The organism is Xanthobacter sp. 126, from assembly GCF_000526175.1.
Lineage (GTDB): Bacteria > Pseudomonadota > Alphaproteobacteria > Rhizobiales > Xanthobacteraceae > Xanthobacter > Xanthobacter aminoxidans.
Map to the genome: position 1 here is coordinate 1,157,442 of NZ_JAFO01000001.1, position 19,599 is coordinate 1,177,040.

Annotated in this window: 15 protein-coding genes; 5 read left to right on the forward strand and 10 right to left on the reverse strand. The window is 68.5% G+C overall.

All coding sequences use genetic code 11. The annotated features are described in order from the left end of the window. Window positions 1-2: 2 nt before the first annotated feature. The 4 genes from XAN126_RS0105490 to XAN126_RS0105505 form a co-directional block, all read right to left on the reverse strand. Window positions 3-740, reverse strand: coding sequence for an SDR family NAD(P)-dependent oxidoreductase (locus tag XAN126_RS0105490; RefSeq protein WP_024277600.1), 738 nt, complete (start codon window positions 738-740; stop codon window positions 3-5). Then, window positions 737-1,567 (reverse strand): enoyl-CoA hydratase-related protein, encoded by an 831-nt coding sequence (locus tag XAN126_RS0105495; RefSeq protein WP_024277601.1) that lies wholly within the window; start codon window positions 1,565-1,567, stop codon window positions 737-739. Before XAN126_RS0105495 ends, XAN126_RS0105490 begins: the two co-directional genes overlap by 4 nt. Before the next feature lie 273 nt (window positions 1,568-1,840). Further along, the gene (locus XAN126_RS0105500) at window positions 1,841-2,374 is read right to left on the reverse strand and encodes an aromatic-ring-hydroxylating dioxygenase subunit beta (protein WP_024277602.1); all 534 of its coding nucleotides are present in this window, start codon (window positions 2,372-2,374) and stop codon (window positions 1,841-1,843) included. Next, on the reverse strand, window positions 2,374-3,651 hold the full coding sequence (locus XAN126_RS0105505) for an aromatic ring-hydroxylating dioxygenase subunit alpha (protein ID WP_024277603.1): 1,278 nt from the start codon (window positions 3,649-3,651) through the stop codon (window positions 2,374-2,376). The genes XAN126_RS0105500 and XAN126_RS0105505 overlap by 1 nt, the downstream gene beginning before the upstream one ends. A 399-nt stretch (window positions 3,652-4,050) precedes the next feature. Between XAN126_RS0105505 and XAN126_RS0105510 the strand changes: the two genes are divergently transcribed. From XAN126_RS0105510 to XAN126_RS0105530, 5 genes are all read left to right on the forward strand, one after another. Beyond that, entirely contained in the window at window positions 4,051-5,199 is a 1,149-nt protein-coding gene (locus XAN126_RS0105510) for an ABC transporter substrate-binding protein (protein WP_024277604.1), read from the forward strand. A 212-nt stretch (window positions 5,200-5,411) separates the two neighbouring features. Next, window positions 5,412-6,284, forward strand: a complete 873-nt coding sequence (locus XAN126_RS0105515; RefSeq protein WP_024277605.1) for a branched-chain amino acid ABC transporter permease — start codon at window positions 5,412-5,414, stop codon at window positions 6,282-6,284. Window positions 6,285-6,286: 2 nt separating this feature from the next. After that, complete coding sequence (locus tag XAN126_RS0105520; protein ID WP_024277606.1) at window positions 6,287-7,243, forward strand: branched-chain amino acid ABC transporter permease; 957 nt, start codon at window positions 6,287-6,289, stop codon at window positions 7,241-7,243. Further along, a complete protein-coding gene (locus tag XAN126_RS0105525; protein WP_024277607.1) occupies window positions 7,240-8,025 on the forward strand; it encodes an ABC transporter ATP-binding protein in 786 nt (261 codons plus the stop codon). Before XAN126_RS0105520 ends, XAN126_RS0105525 begins: the two co-directional genes overlap by 4 nt. After that, entirely contained in the window at window positions 8,012-8,713 is a 702-nt protein-coding gene (locus tag XAN126_RS0105530) for an ABC transporter ATP-binding protein (RefSeq protein ID WP_024277608.1), read from the forward strand. Before XAN126_RS0105525 ends, XAN126_RS0105530 begins: the two co-directional genes overlap by 14 nt. A gap of 37 nt (window positions 8,714-8,750) precedes the next feature. Here the strand turns inward: XAN126_RS0105530 and XAN126_RS0105535 are convergent, their stop codons facing one another. From XAN126_RS0105535 to XAN126_RS0105560, 6 genes are all read right to left on the reverse strand, one after another. Further along, window positions 8,751-11,927, reverse strand: a complete 3,177-nt coding sequence (locus XAN126_RS0105535) for a multidrug efflux RND transporter permease subunit (protein WP_024277609.1) — start codon at window positions 11,925-11,927, stop codon at window positions 8,751-8,753. A gap of 3 nt (window positions 11,928-11,930) precedes the next feature. After that, window positions 11,931-13,073, reverse strand: a complete 1,143-nt coding sequence (locus XAN126_RS0105540; protein ID WP_024277610.1) for an efflux RND transporter periplasmic adaptor subunit — start codon at window positions 13,071-13,073, stop codon at window positions 11,931-11,933. A 225-nt stretch (window positions 13,074-13,298) separates the two neighbouring features. Then, complete coding sequence (locus XAN126_RS0105545) at window positions 13,299-15,602, reverse strand: DUF3141 domain-containing protein (protein ID WP_024277611.1); 2,304 nt, start codon at window positions 15,600-15,602, stop codon at window positions 13,299-13,301. A gap of 10 nt (window positions 15,603-15,612) precedes the next feature. Further along, window positions 15,613-16,818, reverse strand: coding sequence for an acetate/propionate family kinase (locus tag XAN126_RS0105550; protein ID WP_024277612.1), 1,206 nt, complete (start codon window positions 16,816-16,818; stop codon window positions 15,613-15,615). A gap of 2 nt (window positions 16,819-16,820) precedes the next feature. Beyond that, on the reverse strand, window positions 16,821-17,813 hold the full coding sequence (locus XAN126_RS0105555; protein WP_197024007.1) for a phosphate acetyltransferase: 993 nt from the start codon (window positions 17,811-17,813) through the stop codon (window positions 16,821-16,823). Between the two features lie 352 nt (window positions 17,814-18,165). Next, on the reverse strand, window positions 18,166-19,227 hold the full coding sequence (locus tag XAN126_RS0105560; protein ID WP_024277614.1) for an HAD family hydrolase: 1,062 nt from the start codon (window positions 19,225-19,227) through the stop codon (window positions 18,166-18,168). Window positions 19,228-19,599 lie beyond the last annotated feature (372 nt).

The window sequence follows — 19,599 nt, forward strand, 5'->3', positions numbered from 1 at the left end:
ATTCAGGCGCCGCAGCCCATGCCGCCGGACACGCCCAGCACCTCGCCGGTGATGAAGGAGGCGCCCGGCGAGGCGAGGAAGGCCACCGCCGCCGCCACCTCCTCCGGCTCGCCCATGCGGCGCAGGAGGGTGAGGGCGGCCATGTCGGCGAGGATCTTCTCGCCCACCTCGGCCACCGCCCGCTCCACCATGGGGGTGCGGATGGGGCCGGGCGCGACGGCGTTCGCGGTGATGCCGTAGCGGGCATTCTCGCGGGCGATGGAGCGGGTGAAGCCGATGAGCCCGGCCTTGGCGGCGGCATAGACCGCGCCGCCCTTCGACCCCAGCCGCCCCGCCTCCGAGGCCACGTTCACCAGCCGCCCATAGCGGGCCGCCTGCATGGCGGGCAGCGCGAGGCGGGTGAAGAGGAAGGCGGTTTCCAGATTTACCGAGAGCAGGAAACGCCAGTCGTCCACGGTGGTGTCGGTGAAGAAGGCGTGCTGGTCGGTGCCGATATTGTTCACCAGCACGTCGAAGGCGCCGTGGGCTGCGAACAGCGCCTGCGCGGCCGCCGCGTCCGTCCCGTCCATATGGACGAAGGTGGCCCCGGTTTCCGCCGCGAGCGCAGTGCCGGTGGCGGCATCGCGATCGCAGAAGGTCACGGCCATGCCGTCCGCGCAGAGCTGGCGGACGATGGCGGCGCCGATGCCGGCGCCCCCTCCGGTGACGAGCGCGCGGCGCGGGGTGGTCGGCGCGGTCATCGGCCGGTGAAGAGGGGCTTGCGCTTCTCGATCACCGCCGCGAGCCCCTCGCGGGAATCGGCGGTGAAGGAGAGTTCGGAGACGGTGCGCGCCTCCTCCGGCAAAGCGCGCTCCACGTCCAGCGCGTTCCACAGGAGGCGCTTGGTGGCGGCCATGGCGAGCGGCGCGCCGGAGGCATAGAAGCGCGCGGCCTTGCCGGCTTCCTCGGTCAGCGCGTCATCCGGCACGCACTTGGTGATGAGACCGATGGACTGCGCCTCCTCGGCACTCACCACGCGGTTGGAGAGCATGATCTCCGCCGCGCGGCGGAAGCCCACGAGATGGGGCAGGATGACCGAGGCGCCGGCATCCGGCGCCATGCCCACCCGTGTCGCGCCGGCCATGAACTTGGCGCCCGCGCCGGCAATCACGATGTCGGAGGCGCAGACGAGGCCGAGCCCGCCGCCGCCCGCCGCATAGCCGTGCACCTCGGTGACGACGATGGCCTTCAGGCGGATGAGGGCGCCGATGGCGACCTGCAGATAGGCCGTCACCTCCCGCAGGAAATCCCCCAGCGCCTCGCCCTTGGAGGCGAACTCGCGCACGTCGCCGCCGGCGCAGAAATTCGCGCCCGCGCCGCGCAGATGCACCACCCGCACATGGGCCGAGCGATGCACCACCATGATCGCCTTATAGAGCGCCTGCATCAGCTCGATGTTCATGCCGTTGGCCGAGCCGGGGCGATTGAGCGTGAGGGTGGCGACGCCATCGGCATAGTCGAGCAGGACGGGGCCTTCGGCGATCCAGCTTTCGGGGGCGGCGGGCGCAGGGTGCGTGCTGTGTGTCATGGAAGCCTCTGGGGCGGGAGGAGAGGGCGCTGCTTGAGCCGTCGTCATGCCCGGCCTTGTGCCGGGCATCCACGTCGGGCCGCTCGCGCGGTGGTCGGAGGAGGGGTCCCGGCCTCACCACGTGGATGGCGGGAACCCGCATGTTTGCGGGTTCCGTTCTCGGGGGCGGAAGTCGGCAACAGCCGACTTCCGGGACAAGCCCGGCCATGACGGCGGGAAGAGGCGGCGGGAAGTTACCGAGCGAATGGCGCGATTACTTGCCCGGATCCGTCCTCACACCAGGAACGACAGCGTGTAGATGGGCTTGTTGTTGTTCACGAGGCAGATCTTCTTGCGCACCATGTGGAAACCGCCCTCCGTCATGCGCAGGCGGTAGGTGTTGCGCGCCGCCCAGAGGGTGTCGCCACGCAGATTGTCCTCGTAGATGAGGACGTTGGCCCGCACGTCCACCTCGGGGCCGCGCACTTCGGCGATCTCGATGTTGGAGATCACCCGCGCCAGTTCCGAGCGCGGCGTCTGGGTGTGACGGCGGCCGGTCTTGAGCTGGCGGATGCGCACGCCGATGCGGGAGCGGTTGTCGTAGAGCACCGACATCTCCTTCTCGGGGTCGGTGTCGTCGCCATTGGCCGGGACCCAGTAGATGGCGTCGTCGGTCCAGAGCGCCTCCCACCCGTCGTAATCGTGGGTGTCGGCGAGGCGGGCCTCCAGATAGAGGAACTGCGCCACCTGATGGTGGAGCGTCGCCGGCTCCAGCTTGGCGAGGTCGGGGGCGGAGGCGTCCGCGAAGGAATGGGCGAGGGCGGTCATCAGCGGGCCTCCGTCATCAGGTTCAGATAGTGGCGCCAGATGCCGCGCTGCGGCGTCTCGTCGGTGGAATGGGCGATGCGGTAGCCGTTCTCGTCGAGGCGCTCGCGGTGCAGGCCGCGGGAGAGCACCAGCCATTCGGGATCGAGGATCTGCGCGCCGCGATGGTTGCGCTCGTACATCTCGGTATCGTCGGCGAGCAGCAGGCCGGCGGGGCCGACAGAGCCCATGGTCTGCTGGCGCAGGCGCCGGTTGATGTCCGGCGCGCCCTTGAACTGCACGGCGGTGACATGCTGGATGGTCTCGTCCACCGCGACAGGCTGGAGCACGAAGATCTGGATCTCGGCGATGAAGAGGTTCGGGAAGATCATGACGTGGGGCGAGCCGTCGATCATGATCTCGCGGGCGCGCTCCTCGCCATAGGCCGCGTTCATGCTCTTCACATAGTCGGGCAGGCGCTCCGGCGTGGTGCCGAACCACTGCAGCGGCTTGTCGTGCTTGCGCCATTCGGGGCGCAGGTCGAACTCGGTGTGGCCGTTGCCATAGTCGCGGGTGAGGGCGGTGGACTCCGCGCCGTAAAGGCTGCCGATGCCGGAGCTCGTCACCTGGAACACCGAGCCGTGGACGAAGCCGGGGTGGTAGCCGTCCGTCTCGTTCTCCAGCATGAACTTCCAGTTGGCCTTGGTGCGGTGCTGGAGGAAGCCAGCGGTCAGGTCCAGCTCGCCGGTGGGCGAGTTGTCGAGCAACTGGTCGAGGGCCGCCTTGGCGCCGCCGAGATGCTCTTCCAGCGAGATGCCCTCGGCCGCCATGGAGCCGAAGACGAAGCCGCGATAGATGGCGATGCGCGGCACCTTGCCGAGGTTCAGCCCCGCCTTGCTCTGGCCCTCATAGCCCTCCGGCAGGGCATAGCCCATGAGGTCGCCGGTGTTGGAGAAGGTCCAGGAGTGATACGGGCAGGTGAAACTGGTGCGGTTGCCCTTCTGGTAGGCGCACAGCTGGTTGCCGCGATGGGGGCACTTGTTGAGGAGGAGGCGGACCTCGCCTTCCCGGTCCCGCACCATCAGCACCGGCATGGGGCCGATGGACTTGGTGACATAGTCGTTCTTGTTGGGAATTTCGCTGGTGTGGCCCACATAGACCCAGGTCTTGTACCAGATCTTCTCCAGCTCTTCCTGGAAGATGGCGGGATCATAATAAAGACGGCTGTTGATGCGCGCGGGCTCGATGAGCGCGCGATAGTCGTGGGCCTGTGCGGCCTCGGACACGGCGGCGTGTGGCATGGCGGTCCACCCCTGGTGTGGCGTTGAATCTGCAGCGTTGGATTGTCGGATAATTCATCGAACGATCGATCTAAGTATTCTCGCGTTCCTTGAGCCATGTCAAGCGGGGCTCCGCGGCCTTCCGGCGCGAAATCTTCCCAGTGCGATGGCGCCAAGTCCCGCAGTGGTGCGCCTATACGCCTGAGGCGCGGGGCAAAATCGCGCCCGACTGACGTTGCGTTGAAGCGCTCAAGATTCTGGTGGAAATGCGAACGGATCTGAATTAAAAAGACCGAACGATCTAACGATAATAGATCGAAGCGTGATGCCCCCTCGCTTTCTCCCGCAGGCTTGTCTCCTCAGGCTTGTCCGCGGTGGCGACGGCTCGGCGGCGTCACCCATCAATTCTGGGGAGGACACATGAAGAGGATTGTTACGGGCGCCTTCGCGCTGGCCCTCGTCGCCACCGCCGCCACAACCCCCGCCCTTGCCGAGATCAAGATCGGCGCCGTGGTCTCCGAGACGGGACCGGCCTCCTCCCTCGGCGATCCCGAGGCCAAGACCATCCGCATGATGGTGGAGGAGCTGAACGCCAAGGGCGGCATCAAGGGCGAGAAGGCCAAGCTCGTTCTCTATGACGATGGCGGCGACCCCTCCAAGGCCAAGACCTTCGCCACCCGCCTCGTGGAAGACGATGGCGTGGTCGCCATGGTCGGCGGCACCACCACGGGCACGTCGCTCGCCATCCTCGCGGTAGCCGAGGAGAGCAAGGTGCCCTTCATCTCGCTGGCCGGCGCCATCGAGATCATCGATCCGGTGAAGCCCTTCACTTTCAAGACCCCGCACACCGACCGTATGGCGTGCCAGAAGATCTTCGACGACATGAAGGCCCGCGGCCTGACGAAGATCGGCCTCATCTCCGGCACCGACGGCTTCGGCGCCTCCATGCGCACCCAGTGCATCGCGGTGGCCAAGACCTCCGGCATCGAGATCGTCGCCGACGAGACCTACGGGCCGAAAGATGCGGACATGACCCCGCAGCTCACCAACATCCGCAACAAGCCGGGCATCCAGGCGGTGCTCAACACCGGCTTCGGCCAGGGGCCGGCCACCATCACCCGCAACTATGCGCAGTTGGGCATCACCCTGCCGCTCTACCAGTCCCACGGCGTCGCCTCCAACGCCTTCATCGAGCTGTCCGGCGCCAAGAATGCGGAGGGCGTGCGCCTGCCCGGCACCGCGCTGCTCGTGGGCGAGCTGCTCGACCCGAAGGACCCGCAGAAGAATGTGGTGCTGGCCTACAAGGCGAGCTTCGAGAAGGCGGCCGGCGGCGCGCCGGTCTCCACCTTCGGCGGATATGCCCATGACGCCATGCGCATCCTCACCGAGGCGCTGGCGAAGGCCCCCTCCGCCAAGCCCGCCGCCATCCGCGACGCCATCGAGGGCACCACGGGCCTCGTCGGCACCACCGGCACCTACAATTACTCGAAGACCGACCATCTCGGCCTCGATCTCTCCGCCTTCCGCATGCTGGAAATCAGCAACGGTGGCTGGAAGCTGGTGAAGTAGAGGGACCCCACCCGGTCCTTTTCTCCGCCGTCTTCCGCCATCGGTCCACGGCCGCCGTCAGGGGCGGCCGTGGACGCCCCGACCTAAGACAAGCCGCCCCCGCCGGATGCGTCGCACCCGGCGGCACGGCGCGGCACCCCTTCCACACAGCGTGAGGCGGCCCGCTGGCCCATCCGGTCCGCTGCCTTGAACCGCCCGCGGGGAGCGAGCGCATGTCCGATCTGCTGCAATTCCTGGTGTCCGGGGTCACGGTGGGCGCGGTCTATGCCCTCGTCGCCCTCGGCTTCACCATCATCTACAACGCCTCCGACGTGGTGAACTTCGCCCAGGGCGAGTTCGTGATGCTGGGCGGCATGATCAGCGTGGCCGGCGTCGCCGCGGGCCTGCCTTTGCCGCTCGCGGCGCTCATCGCCATCGCGCTCACGGCGGCTATCGGCGTGGCGCTGAACACCTTCGCCATCGAGCCGGCGCGCGGGGCGCCCGTGGTGTCGCTCATCATCATCACCATCGGCGCCTCCATCTTCATCCGGGGCGTCACCCAGATCGTGCTCGACAAGGGCACCCATCGGCTGCCCTCCTTCTCCGGCGACGACCCCATCCATGTGCTGGGCGCCACCGTGCTGCCCCAGAGCCTGTGGGTGGTGGCGGGGGCGGTGGCCATCTTCGTGGCGCTGTGGCTGTTCTTCACCCGCACGCTCACCGGCCGCGCGGTGCTCGCCACCTCCAACAACCGGCTGGCGGCGCAGCTCGTGGGCATCAACACGCGCTTCGTGATGACGCTCTCCTTCGCCCTCTCCGCCGCCATCGGCGCGCTGGCGGGCGTGCTCATCACCCCCATCCTGCCCACCAGCTTCGAGATCGGCATCTCGCTGGCGCTGAAGGGCTTCGCCGCCGCCATGCTGGGCGGCATGGGCAACCCCAAGGGGGCGCTGGCGGGCGGGCTGCTGCTCGGCCTCATGGAGGCGCTGACGGCGGGCTACATCTCCTCCCACTACAAGGATGCGGTGGCCTTCTTCGTCATCCTCGTCGTGCTGTTCGCCTTCCCGCGCGGCCTTTACGGCAGCAATCCGGTGGAGCGCGTGTGACCATGCGGCTCTCCTCCAAGCAGTCCACTTTGCTGGTGCTGGCGATGCTCATCATCGCCAGTCCCTTCTTCTTCCCGTCGAACTATTATTACCGCGTGGGCTCGCTGGTCTTCGTCAATTCCATCGCGGTGGTGGGCATCGTCATCCTCACCGGCTATGCGGGGCAGATCAGCCTCGGCCATGCGGGCTTTCTCGGCATCGGCGGATATGCGTGCGCGCTGCTGCCGGCGCATTTCGGCCTGCCTCCGGCGCTGGCGGTGGTGGCCGGCGCGGCGCTCTCGGGCGCCATCGCCTACGTGGTGGGCCGTCCCATCCTGAAGCTGAAGGGCTATTACCTCGCGGTGGCGACGCTCGGCTTCGGGGTGCTGGTGTCCATGGTGCTCGCCAACGAAGGCTGGCTCACCGGCGGGCCGGACGGCATCAAGGTGCCCGATCCAGGCCTGCGCGCGCTGCTGGAACAGGTGGGCATCGAACTCACCAACCCGCAGTTCTGGTACGCCTTCTGCGGCCTCGTGCTGTTCGTCGGCGCCTGGCTCGCCCTGAACCTGCGCGAAAGCCCCACCGGCCGGGCGCTGCGGGCGCTGCACGGCTCGGAGGTGGCGGCGCGCACGGCGGGAATCGACATCGCGAAAGCGAAGCTGAACGCCTTCGTCATCTCCGCCGTCTACGCCTCCGTCGCCGGCTCCCTGCTGGCCTTGCAGAACCGCCTCATCACGCCCGATGTGGCGGGCTTCATGCACTCCATCGAGCTTGTCACCATGGCGGTGCTGGGCGGGGCGGGCTCGGTGCTGGGCGGCATCTTCGGCGCGGCGCTGCTCACCCTGCTGCCGCAGGTGCTCACCGTGCTTCAGGATTACGAGCACGTGGTGCTGGGCCTCGTGATGATGGGGGTGATGATCTTCCTGCCGGCGGGGCTCATCCCCAGCGCCCGGCGCCTGCTGCGGGGGAGGGGGGAATGAGCCTTTTGCAAGTGGAAGGCCTCGGCATCTCCTTCGGCGGCGTCACGGCGGTCAACGACGTGTCCTTCGCGCTGGATCAGGGCAAGATCGTCTCGGTCATCGGCCCCAACGGGGCGGGCAAGACCACGCTCTTCAACATGATTTCCGGCGTCTATCTGCCGAAATCCGGCAAGGTGCGCCTCGACGGGGAAGACGTGACGGGCCTGCGGCCGGACCTGCTGGCGGTGCGCGGCATGTCGCGCACCTTCCAGAACCTCCAGATCTTCCACGAGATGAGCGTTCTGGAGAACGTCATCGTCGGCTTCCACATGCACGAGCGGGGGCCTGTTCTCGCCGATCTGTTCGCCCTTCCCGGCTCGCGCAAGCGGGCGCGGACGGCGGCGGATGGCGCGCGCGTGCTGCTGGAGCGGGTCGGCCTGGAGCGGGCGGCGGAGCGCGAGGCCGGCGCCCTCTCCTACGGCGCGCTGAAGCGCCTCGAGATCGCCCGGGCGCTGGCCGCCCGCCCCCGCGTGCTGCTGCTCGACGAGCCGGCGGCGGGCTGCAATGCGGTGGAGACGGAGGAGATCGACCGCCTCATCTGCGAGGTGGCGAAGACCGGCGTCGCCATCCTGCTGGTGGAGCACGACATGAAGCTGGTGATGCGCCTCTCCGACACCATCGTGGTGCTGGACCATGGCGAGAAGATCGCCGAGGGCGATCCCGCATTGGTCAGCCGCGATCCGAAGGTGATCGAGGCCTATCTCGGCGCCGGCACGACGGAGGCGCTCCATGCTCACGGTTGAGGGCCTGCGCTCGCGCTACGGGCGCATCGAGGTGCTGCACGGGGTGGACCTGTTCGTCGGCTCCGGCGAGATCGTCACGGTGGTGGGGGCGAACGGGGCGGGCAAGACCACGCTGCTGCGCTGCCTCTCCGGCGTGCAGCCGGTGTCGGGCGGCACCATCACCTTTCGCGGCGAGGCCCTCACCCAGGTGCCCGCCTATCGCCGGGTGGCGCGGGGGCTGGCGCAATCGCCGGAGGGGCGGCAGATCTTCACCAATCTCAGCGTGGAGGAAAACCTGCGGCTCGGCGCCTTCGTCTTCGCCGACGAACGGGTGGAGCGCGACATGGCGGATGCCTTCGCCATGTTCCCGATCCTGAAGGAGAAGCGCAACCAGCTGGCCGGCGGCCTCTCCGGCGGGCAGCAGCAGATGCTGGCCATCGCCCGCGCCCTCATGGGCCGGCCCGCCTGCCTGCTGCTGGACGAGCCCTCCATGGGCCTCGCGCCCATCCTCGTGGCGCAGATCTTCGAGGTGGTGAAGGGCCTGAAGGCGCTGGATGTGACCGTGCTTTTGGTCGAGCAGAACGCCTTCGGGGCGCTGTCGGTGGCGGACCGGGGCTATGTGATGGAACCCGGCCGCGTCACCATGGTCGGTCCGGCGGCGGAGCTGATCGCCGACCCGCGCGTGCGCGAGGCGTATCTGGGTATCTGAGCGGCCGCCCCGCGAAAGGGGCGGCCTCCCAACTTTCTCAGTGTCCGCCGCCAGCCTCCGGTGCGGGTGGCACCGTTACCTTGGGCGCCGTCACCTTCGGCCGCGCGCCGGGGCGCAGCTTCTCGCGGATGCCCTGGAACAGCACGTAGAGCGGCGGGATGACGAAGATGCCGAGGAAGGAGGCGGCGATCATGCCGCCGAACACCGGCGTGCCCACATTCTGCCGCGCCATCTGCGCCGCGCCGGTGGCGACCACCAGCGGGTAGAGGCCGAGGATGAAGGCGAGCGACGTCATCATCACCGGACGGAACCTGAGGCGCGCGCCCTCGGTGGCGGCCTGGAGCAGGTCTTCCCCATGCTCGCGCCGCTCCTTGGCGAACTCGACGATGAGGATGCCGTTCTTCGCCGCGAGGCCGATGAGCACGATCATGCCGATCTGGCCGTAGAGGTCGAGGGTGAGCTGGCCGATGACGATGGCCGCGAACGCCCCGAGCATGCCCACCGTGACGGAGAGCAGCACCGGCACCGGGATGGACCAGCTCTCATAGAGCGCCACCAGGAACAGGAAGGCGAACAGCACGGCGAAGGCGAGGATGATGCCCGTCTTGCCCTCCGCCCGCTTTTCCTGGAACGAGGTGTCGGTCCACGCGCCGGAGAAGCCCTGCGGCAGGGTCTTGGCCGCCACCGCATCCATGGCGGCGAGGGCCTGTCCGGAGGAGACGCCGGGGGCGGGCGAGCCCTGCACCGTCACCGCGCGCTTGTTGTTGTAGCGGATGAGCGCCGGCGGGCCGACCTCCACCCGCACCTCCACGATGGACCTGAGCGGGATCATCTCGCCTTTGTTGTTGCGGACATGGATGCGGTAGATGTCCTCCACATCCTTCCTGTCCTCGCCCTCCGCCTGCACCTGCACCTGCCAGGTGCGGCCGTAGAGGTTCATGTCGTTCACATAGAGGCCGCCCAGCGAGGTCTGGAGCGCGGTGAACACGCTGTCGAGCGGCACGCCCAGCACCTGCGCCTTGTCGCGGTCGATGTCGAGCTGGAGCGAGGGGTTGGTGGCGGAATAGGTGGAGAACACGCGGGTGAGCTGCGGGTCCTGATTGGCGGCGATCAAGAGGCCGCGCAGCACCTGCGCCAGCACCTTGGGATCGCCGGCTCTGAGATCCTGCAGCACGAAGGAGAAGCCGCCGCCGGTGCCGAGGCCGACGATGGGTGGCGGGCCGAGCGGCACCACCGTCCCGCCGGGGATCATGCGCATCTTCTCGCCGAGGCGCGCGAGCACCGCGTTGGCGCTCTCGTCCTTGCCCTTGCGCTCCTCGAACGGCTTCATGGTGACGACGATGAAGGCGGCGTTGGGCTGGGAGTAATTGTCGATGAAGTTGAGGCCGACGACGGAGGTGTAGTCCTCCACCGTGTGCTCTTCCTTCAGGAGCGCCTCGGCCTTGCGGATCACCTCCGTGGTGCGGCCCACCGAGGCGCCGCCGGGCAGTTGCACGACGACGAAGAAGGCGCCCTGGTCGTCCTCCGGCAGGAAGCCCGTGGGCGTGAGCTTCGACAAAGCGAAGATGCCGCCCGAGGCGACGAACACGCAGACGAGGCCGATGAGCGAGAAGCGCACCAGCCGCGCCACCGCCGAGCCGTAGGCGTCGCGCACCTTGTCGATGCCGCGCATGACGTAGCCGATAGGCCCCTTCTTCGGCCCGTGGGAGGGTTTCAGCAGGATGCCGCACAGGGCCGGCGAGAGGGTCAGCGCGTTGATGGCCGAGAGGAACATGGCCACCGCCACCGTGATGGCGAACTGGCGGAACAATTCGCCCGAGATGCCGGGGATGAAGGCCACCGGCACGAACACGGAGAGCAGCACCAGGGTGATGGCGATGATGGGGGCGGTGATTTCCGCCATCGCCTTCTTGGTGGCGTCGGCGGGGGAAAGCTCGGGATGCTCCTCCATCACGCGCTCGACATTCTCCACCACCACGATGGCGTCATCCACCACGATGCCGATGGCCAGCACGATGGCCAGCAGCGACACGGTGTTGGCGGAATAGCCGATGGCGTTCAGCACGATGAAGGTGCCGATCAGGCTCACCGGCACCGCCAGCGTCGGGATGAGGGTGGCGCGGAACGAGCCGAGGAAGAGGTAGACCACCAGCACCACGAGGATGAACGCCTCGATGAGCGTCTTCTGCACCTCGTGGATGGTGTCGGTGACGAAGACGGTGGGGTCGTAGGTGACCTTCCAGGCGAGATCCTCGGGGAAGGCCTTCGCCAGCTCGTCCATGCGGGCGCGGATGGCGTTGATGGTGGTGATGGCGTTGGCGCCGGGCGACTGGTAGAGCGCCAGCACCGCCGAGGGGCCGCCGTTGAACAGGGTCTCGCGGTCGAGGTTGGAGGCCCCCATCTCGAGGCGCGCCACGTCGCCGAGGCGCAGCACCGAGCCGTCCGCATTGGTGCGCAGGACGATGTTCTCGAACTCCGCGACGCTGGAGAGGCGGCCCTTGGTGCGCAGGTTCAGCTGCAATTGCTGGTCGTCCGCCACCGGGCGGGCGCCGAGGCGGCCCACCGCCGCCTGGATGTTCTGGGAGCGGATGGCGTTCACCACGTCCTCGGCGGTGAGGCCGAGGCCGGTGAGGCGGTCGGTCTTCACCCAGGCGCGCATGGCATAGTCCTGTGGGCCCCACAGGCCCGCGTCGCCGACGCCGGGAATGCTCTTCAATTCGTCGAGGATGTTGATGGTGACGTAGTTGGAGATGTAGAGCGGGTCCCAGGTCTTCTTGGGCGAATAGATCGCCAGAACGCCGAGCAGCGCGGACGACTTCTTCTTCACCGTCACGCCCTGGCGCTTCACGTCTTCCGGCAGCTTGGAGAGCGCGACCTGCACGCGGTTGTTCATGTTGACGGTGTTGATATCAGGGTCGGTGCCCAGCTCGAACGAGCCGGTGAGGGTGTAGGACCCGTCATCGCCGGAGACGCTCTTCATGTAGATGAGCTTGTCCACGCCCACCACCTGCGCCTCGATGGGCTGGGCGACGGTGGAATCCACCACCTCGGCGGAAGCGCCGGGATAGAAGGTGGTCACCGACACCTGCGGCGGGATGATGTCGGGATATTGCGATACGGGGATCGCGAAGAGGGAGAGCAGGCCCGCGATCACCGTGACGATGGCGATGACGATGGCGAGCCGCGGGCGGTCGACGAAGACGGAGGAGAGCATGGCTCAGCCCTTCACGCCGACGACGGGGGTCGCGCGCACGGCGGCGCCGGGCCTGAGCGCCTCGAAGCCTTCGACCACCACAGGCTCGCCGGCCTTGATCCCCTCCACCACGATGCCGGCGCCTACGTTGCCGCCCGGCTTCACCCGCCGCACCACCGCCTTGCCGTCCTCCACCACGAAGACGTAGACGCCAGCCTGATCGGCGATGAGCGCCGCCTGCGGGATGACGATGCGCTCCTCCGGCTTGCCGGACTTCAGCTCCACCCGCACGAGCTGGCCGTCCGTCAGCTGGCCCTTGGGGTTGGGCACGTCGGCGCGCATGACGATGGTGTCCGTGGTGCGGCTCACCGACACGTCGATGAAGTTGATGCGTCCCACCTCGCCATAGAAGCTGCCATCGGGAAACTTGATGCGCACTTCCACATTGGAGAGGTCGGCCTTGCCCTCCTCCTTCTGCGCTTCCTGATAGTCGCGCTGGCTGACGGGGAAGGTGACATACATGGGGTTCTGGCTCACTACGGTGGCGAGCGGGCCGCTGTCCGGGCCGATGATGTGGCCGCGGGTGAAGGCGGTGCGGCCGATGCGGCCGGTGATGGGGGACACGATGTCGGTATAGCCGAGATTGATCTTGGCGGTATTCAGCGCCGCCTCGGCGGTGAGGAGCGCGCCCTTGGAGCTGTCCTCGTTGGCGATCGCCTGGTCGCGGGCCACCACCGTGCCGGCATTCTTGGCGAGCAGTTCCTCGGCGCGCTCCCGCTGGATCTTGGCGAGGGCGAGGGCGGCCTTCGCGCGCTCCACGTCACCCTGCGCCTGCTGCACGTCGGCCTCGAAGGGCGCCTTCTCGATGCGGTAGAGGGGCTGGCCCTCCTTCACGCTCTCGCCGTCCTTGAAGAGCACGGCCTCCAGCATGGCCTTGACGCGGGCGCGGATGTCCACCCGCTCGGGGGCCTCCACGCGGCCGACGAATTCCATGGCGTCGGCGATGGGCTTCAGCTCGGCGGCCACCACCCCAACGGGGATCGGGCCTTGCTGGGCGAGGGCGGGGCGCGCGCCGATCGGCAAGGCGCCCAACAGCAGGGCGGCAGCCCACACTGCCGGACGAACGGTTTCCCAACGCGCCGGCTTCCGACGAGCGACGATGCCCATGGCTTTTCCCCCCTGATCGGCCGGGCGATGCCGCATGGTGGCGCCGCCCCGACCTCCGCAACTTGTTCCGCACCGCCGTGCCGCGACCCGGCAGCGCCACGCTTGCACGCACACTAGCACCGCGGTCGGGGCCGGCAACGTACCCGTCTCACCCAGCGCTTGGCACAGGCGGCGCGGCGGGCCAATTGCCTTTTGGCGCCAGCCGGCCGCGGTTGTGCCGTAGCTTCAGGCCACGCTGAGCGGGAAGGGCACCACCTGTGCGCCCGCACCCTGCGGCAAGGCCGGGGCCACGCCCGGCGCTGCATCGGCCGCCGCCAGCACCCGGCGCACCTCTTCGACCACCGAGGCGGCTTCGGGGGCGATGTCCATGTTGGACAGAAGCCGGTCGAGCAGGGCCAGCAGGCGTGAACGCTCCTGCGGCGTCTTCAGCAGCGCGGGCAGGGTGGCGATGGCCTCCGCCTCGTTGCGGTCCACGATGATGGACTGGCGGCGGATGATGGCCTGCGCCACGTCGGAGGGCATGGCCAGGAGCCCCAGCTCGTAGCCCACCAGCTCGCGGATCTGCTTCAGGGTGGACAGCCGGCGCTCGTTGCCGCCCCGCTTGAAGCCGATGAGCGCCACGCGCACGCCGGCATCGGTGAAGCCGCCCTCGCGGATGGCGGCGAGCGCAGCCGCGACCTCCGCCGGCGGCTGCTCCACCAGAGCGGCGGCGGTGGCCGGCGCGGTGAGGTCCGGGTCCAGCATGGCGAAGGTGCCATAGAGGCGGAAGAATTCAGTCTCCACCGTCGCATCGCGCAGGCGGCGGTAGAGGTCCAGGCCGGCGGTGATGGCGGTGGCGGCGAAATGCTCGCCGGCCACATGCACACCGGTCTCGTCGCGGGGCGTGCGCTGGCCGCGGGCGAATTCGGCCAGCGGCGCCATGGCCTTGAGCCACGGATTGAGATCGGACAGGCCCCAGCGCACCGCGCGCAGCGGATGCACCGCGCGCACGAGGCGTCCCATCTCCGGCGTCACCACGGCGGCGAGCGCGGGATGCACGAAGGTCTCGTAGACCCGCGAATTGGTCTGCGAGACGTTGGCCACCACCTCGAACGGGATCTCGTCGTTGCGGTCGTACTTCTGCAGGACCGCGAGATCCTCCACCCGGCGCTCGGTCAGGGTCACGTCATACTTCACCTCGGGGCCGGAGCGGTCCTCCTCGATGGTCATGCCGTAGAGGCCGGGGGGCAGCGCCTCCACATAGTCGAGCAGGTCCACGATCTGCGCATGCTCGCGCCGGGCGATGGCGCCGGAGACGAAGATGCCGAGATGGCCCACGCTCTCGTGCATGAGGCCGACGATGACCTGCCCGGCATCCTTCAGCGCCTGCGTGGTCGGGTAGAGGTCCGCCACCCAGTTGATGGCCTGCTGGGGCGGGGTGATGTTGTCGCCCAGCGAGGCGAAGACGATGATGGGCGAGCGCACGGCCTTCAGGTCGAAGGTCTTGCCCGGCGCCCATTCCGCCTTGCCGGCGGCGAGCCTGTTGCCGACGAACAGGTTTTCCACGATCCACTTGATCTCTTCCCGGTTCATCAGGAAGTAGCCGCCCCACCAGCGCTCGAATTCCAGGAAGCGCGGCGGCTCGCTGTCGATCTTGGAGTAGAGCGAATAGTATTTCGTGAAATAGGTGTTCGCCGGGTTGAGATATTCGAAATTGTCCACGAGATAGGCGCCGTCGAAGACGCCGCCGCCGAGGTCGGAGGCCAGCGAGGCGGTCCATGCGCCGCCCAGCACGCCGCCGGCATAGCGCATGGGATTCTCGGCATCGTTGCCGGCCCAGTAGGACATGGGCGCGCCGTTCACCACGATGGGTCCCACATTATCCGGGTCCAGCGCCGCGACCAGCATGGCCGCCCAGCCGCCCTGGCAATTGCCCATCACCACCGGCCGCTCGCGGGTGGGGTGGCGATCGCGCACGATGCGCACGAATTCGGATTCCGCCAGCGACACGTCCGCCAGCGTCTGCCCCGGCATCGGCTCGGGGAAGAAGATGACCATGTAAACCGCGTGCCCCGCCTTCAGGGCGAAGCCGACCTCGGAATCCTTCTTGAAGCCACCGATGCCCGGCCCGTGCCCGGCGCGCGGATCGATGATGAGGAAGGCGCGCTGCTCGGGATCGAGCGTCACGCCGTCCGGCGGCAGGATGCGCACGAGGGCATAGTTGCAGGGCCGCGCGAAGGTGCGGGCGTCGGCCACCATCTCATAGTCGAAGGCGAGCAGCGGCGGTTTGCCGGCCTTCTCGTGTTCGATCCAGTTGTTGCCGCGCTGGCGCATGGTGTCCCAGAAGATCAGCGAGCGCTGGGCGGCGTCGAAGGCATAGGAGACGCTGTCGCGCCAAGCCTCGGCCGGGGTCTGCGGGCGGCCGGCGGACGCGAATGCGGAGGCCGCCTCGCGCATGGCCGCGCCATAGGCCGAGACCGCCTCGCCGATGCGCAGGCGGTAGATTTCCGCCACCCGGCCGTAGACCTTCATCATGTCGAGCGGATGCATGGAGGCCTCCTCAGGCCGAAGGAACCTGGGTGTGAGACAGGACCTGCCGCATCTCGCGGACGATGGTCCATTCCTCGTCGGTGGGGATCACATAGGCCTGCGGGCCGGTGCCGCGGGTGATGCGGGTGGCGCCGGCGCGGTTGGCTTCCGGGTCCAGCTCGAAGCCGGCCCAGGCGGCTGCGCGGATCACCTCGGCACGGGTCTCGGCGTCGTTCTCGCCGATGCCGGCGGTGAAGACGAGGGCGTCGATGCCCCGCAGCGCCGCCACCAGCGAGCCGAACTCGCGGTTGATGCGGTAGACGAACAGGTCGATGGCCCGCCGCGCCCCGGCGTCCGTCTCGCAGCGCTCGCGCAGCACGCGCATGTCGTTGGAGAGGCCGGAGACGCCGACGAGGCCGCACTTGGTATAGAGGAAAAGCTCCGCCTCCTCTGCGCTCATGCCCATCTCGCGCTGGAGATAGAAGACCACGCCGGGATCGATGGTGCCGCTGCGCGTGCCCATCACCAGCCCGTCGAGGGCGGAGAAGCCCATGGTGGTGGCGATGGAGCGCGCGACGTCATAGGCGCACAGGCTCGCCCCGTTGCCGAGATGCGCCGCCACCACCCGCCCCTTGGCGAGGCGCGGGTCCACCTTCGGGAACTGGGTGGCGAGATAGGCATAGGACAGGCCGTGGAAGCCGTAGCGCTTCACCCCCGCGTCGGTCATCGACTGGGGAATGGCGAACATCTGCGCCAGTTCCGGCTGGGTGCGGTGGAAGGCGGTGTCGAACGCCGCCACCTGCGGCAGGCCCGGCACGCGGCGGGCGATGATGCGGATCGGTTCGAGGCTCTTCGGCTGGTGCAGGGGGGCGAGCGGGGAGAGGGTGTCCAGCTCGTTGATGATGGCGGGGGTCAGCTCCACCGCATGGGTATAATGCGGGCCGCCATGCACCACGCGATGGCCGACGGCGGCGAGCTGGTGGCCGCCCCGGTGGGCGCCGAGCCAGTCGGAGAGAGTGGCCAGCGCCTCCTCGAAGCCGAAGGCCGCGTGGCCGTCCCAGCGCTGGTCGCCGACGGTGGCGCCGTCGTGGTCCTTCACCTTGAAGTGCGGATCGGTGCCCAGCCCCTCGAACAGGCCGCGATAGATGCGGTTGGGCACGTCCGCGCCATCGTCCAGGAACACCTGGAACTTGAGGCTGGAGGAGCCGGCATTGAGGACAAGATGCACGCGCGCCATGGTCAGACCTCCAGCGCCTTGGCCGCCGCGCGAGCCGTGGCCTGCTGGGCGGCGGCGAGCAGCGCCGCCACCGCGCAGGAGGCGAGGCGCGTGGGCGCGGAATCCGCCCGGCTGGTGAGGATGATCGGCACCCGCGCCCCCACCACGATGCCCGCCGCATCGGCGCCGGCCAGGAAGGAGAGGCTCTTCGCCAGCATGTTGCCGGCTTCGAGGTCCGGCACGACAAGCACGTTCGCCCGCCCCGCCACGGGGGAGGAGATGTGCTTGATAGCCGCCGAGCCGAGGTCGATGGCATTGTCCAGCGCCAGCGGCCCGTCGACGATGGCGCCGGTGATCTGGCCGCGATCGGCCATCTTGCACAGGGCCGCCGCGTCGATGGTGGAGGGCACGGCGGGGTTCACCGTCTCCATGGCCGAGAGAATGGCCACCCGCACCTCGGGGAAGGACAGCGCCTGCGCCAGCTCGATGGCGTTCTGCACGATGTGCGCCTTGTCCTCCAGCGAGGGGGCGATGTTGATGGCGGCATCCGTGATGATGAGCGCGTCCGGATGGCTCGGCACGTCCATGACGAAGCAGTGGCTGATGCGCCGCGCGGTGCGCAGGCCGGTGTCGCGGGCGACCACCGCGCTCATCAGCTCGTCGGTGTGAAGGCTGCCCTTCATTAAAGCGTCGGCCTCGCCGCAGCGCACCAGCGCCACCGCCTTCTCCGCCGCCTCGTGGCTGTGCGCCGCGGCCACCTGCCGCACGCCGGAAATGTCGAGCTGGCCGGCGGCGGCCGCCGCGGCGATCTTGGCCGGGGGGCCGACGAGGATGGGCTCGATGAGCCCGAGGTCCGCCGCCTCCAGCGCGGCGCGGAGCGAAACGTCGTCGCAGGGATGGGCCACCGCCACCTTGAGCCGGGGCAGCGCCTGCGCCGCCGAGATCAGGCGATCATACTTGGCATGTCGATTGTGCTGGGCATCTTGAGCCGCCGCTGCGGCCAAATGAGCGGTCATGTGCGCTCTCCCTCGTGCCGCCGTCCGGGCCGGCCAGGGGGCAGGGCCTCCGGACGGATGCTCGCCCCAACCTGTCGGCCGGCAGCGTCCTGCCTTCCATGATGCAAATCAAGCGGACGGCGGTGACAGTCGCGTGTCTGTCCGGCGCAGCGGGAAAAGTCGCCATCAGGGAGGTGCCGAATGGGCGTTCGGCGGTATCCGGATAAAAATCCGGCCGGGCGCCTGCGGGGAAGCGGCGGCCCGGCCGGCGCTTTCCGGGAGGTCTCGGTTGAGCGCGTCGCCATCGTCCACGGAAGCTCCGGGCGCCGCATCCCCAAAATGGAGGAGGACGCAACGGAGCCGCGAAGGACCCTTACGGCTCGAAGGCGAACACCTTCTTCCAGTCGTCCTTCATGGAGATGACGTACCAGCCGCGCGCCTTCGCCTCGTCATAGAGCCTCTGCGTGAAGGTGCCGACCTCGGAGTATGGCAGGCCCTGCGCCGGGCCATAGGCGAATTCGCGCTTCCCGTCATCGTGCAGCACCAGGGCCGCGAAGCGCAGGCCCTTGCCGGCCTTGGTATATTCCAGCATCTGCCGGTCGCCGGTGGAATTGCCGAAGGCGGCAATGGGGCGCTTGCCGATGACGAGGTGGATGCCCTCCGGCTTGCCGCCGTTCACGTCCTCGAACAGAACGGCCGGCTCCAGCCGCAGCACCGGGCGGCCCGCGGCGTCGTAGCCGAAGCGCACCGCGTCCGGCGTGCCCACCACCTGCTCGGGCGGGATGCCATAGAGCTTCTCGGAAAAGGCGCGCACGAAATCCTGCCCGCCGCCGGTGACGATATAGGTGCGGAAGCCGTTGGCCCGCAGCAGCTGCAGCACCTCCTGCATGGGCTGGTAGACGAGTTCGGTGTGCGGGCGGTTCAGCACCGGATTGCGGGCGGTGGCCATCCAGTCCTGCGCCGCGGCGCGCAGCTCCTCCACCGTGAGGGATTCCAGCGTGAGCATGATGATTTTCATGAAATCGCCGGAGGAGAGCTTGCCCAGGGCCTCTTCACTGGCCTTCTCGTCACCGGAAATGGCCGTGCGGAACGGCTCCTCGGTCTTCAGCGCCGGATTGGCCTGCGCCATCGCGCGCACGTGGGCGGCGGCGAAGGCGACCTCGGTATAGACCGGCTGCTCCACCCAGAGCGTGCCGTCCTGATCGAAGGTGGCGATGCGGTCGGCGGGGGGCACGAAATCCGGCCCGCCGGGGGTCGTGGTGGCCTTCACGAAATCGAGGATGCCGGTCTTGGTCGCCCCCGCATTCCAGGAGGGGAGGGGATCGACCGCCTGCGCGAAGGCGGGGTGCGCGAGGCCGGCGCAGAGAAGACCCGCGGCGAGGACAGCGGCACGCGCGAATGGCCGCAGGCCGGCGGAAAATCTCAACGACACCATGGATCAAGCCCCCTCGCGCCTGACGCTGCGCCCCGCATGTTGCCCGATTCTGCGACGCCTGCGCGACGGCTTCAAGCCGGGATCGTCGCCGCATGGACTCCCTCTCCCCTTGAGGGAGAGGGCCGGGGTGAGGGGTGGTTCTCTCCTCTTCACCAGAACCGGAATGGCGGCGCCAGCCCCCTCACCCCCGCCCCCTCTCCCGCAAGGGGAGAGGGGAGTCCGGTCCCCTCGCACAGCGAATAACTGACGTTCCGCAAACGTCCCTCTTGGCGAGCGGCCCTCCTTGCGCATAGATGGCGGTGCGGGGTCGGGCCACGTCGTTCCGGAATGGGGATGACGGGCACCGGTCGGTCATTTCTCGTGAGGGGGCCG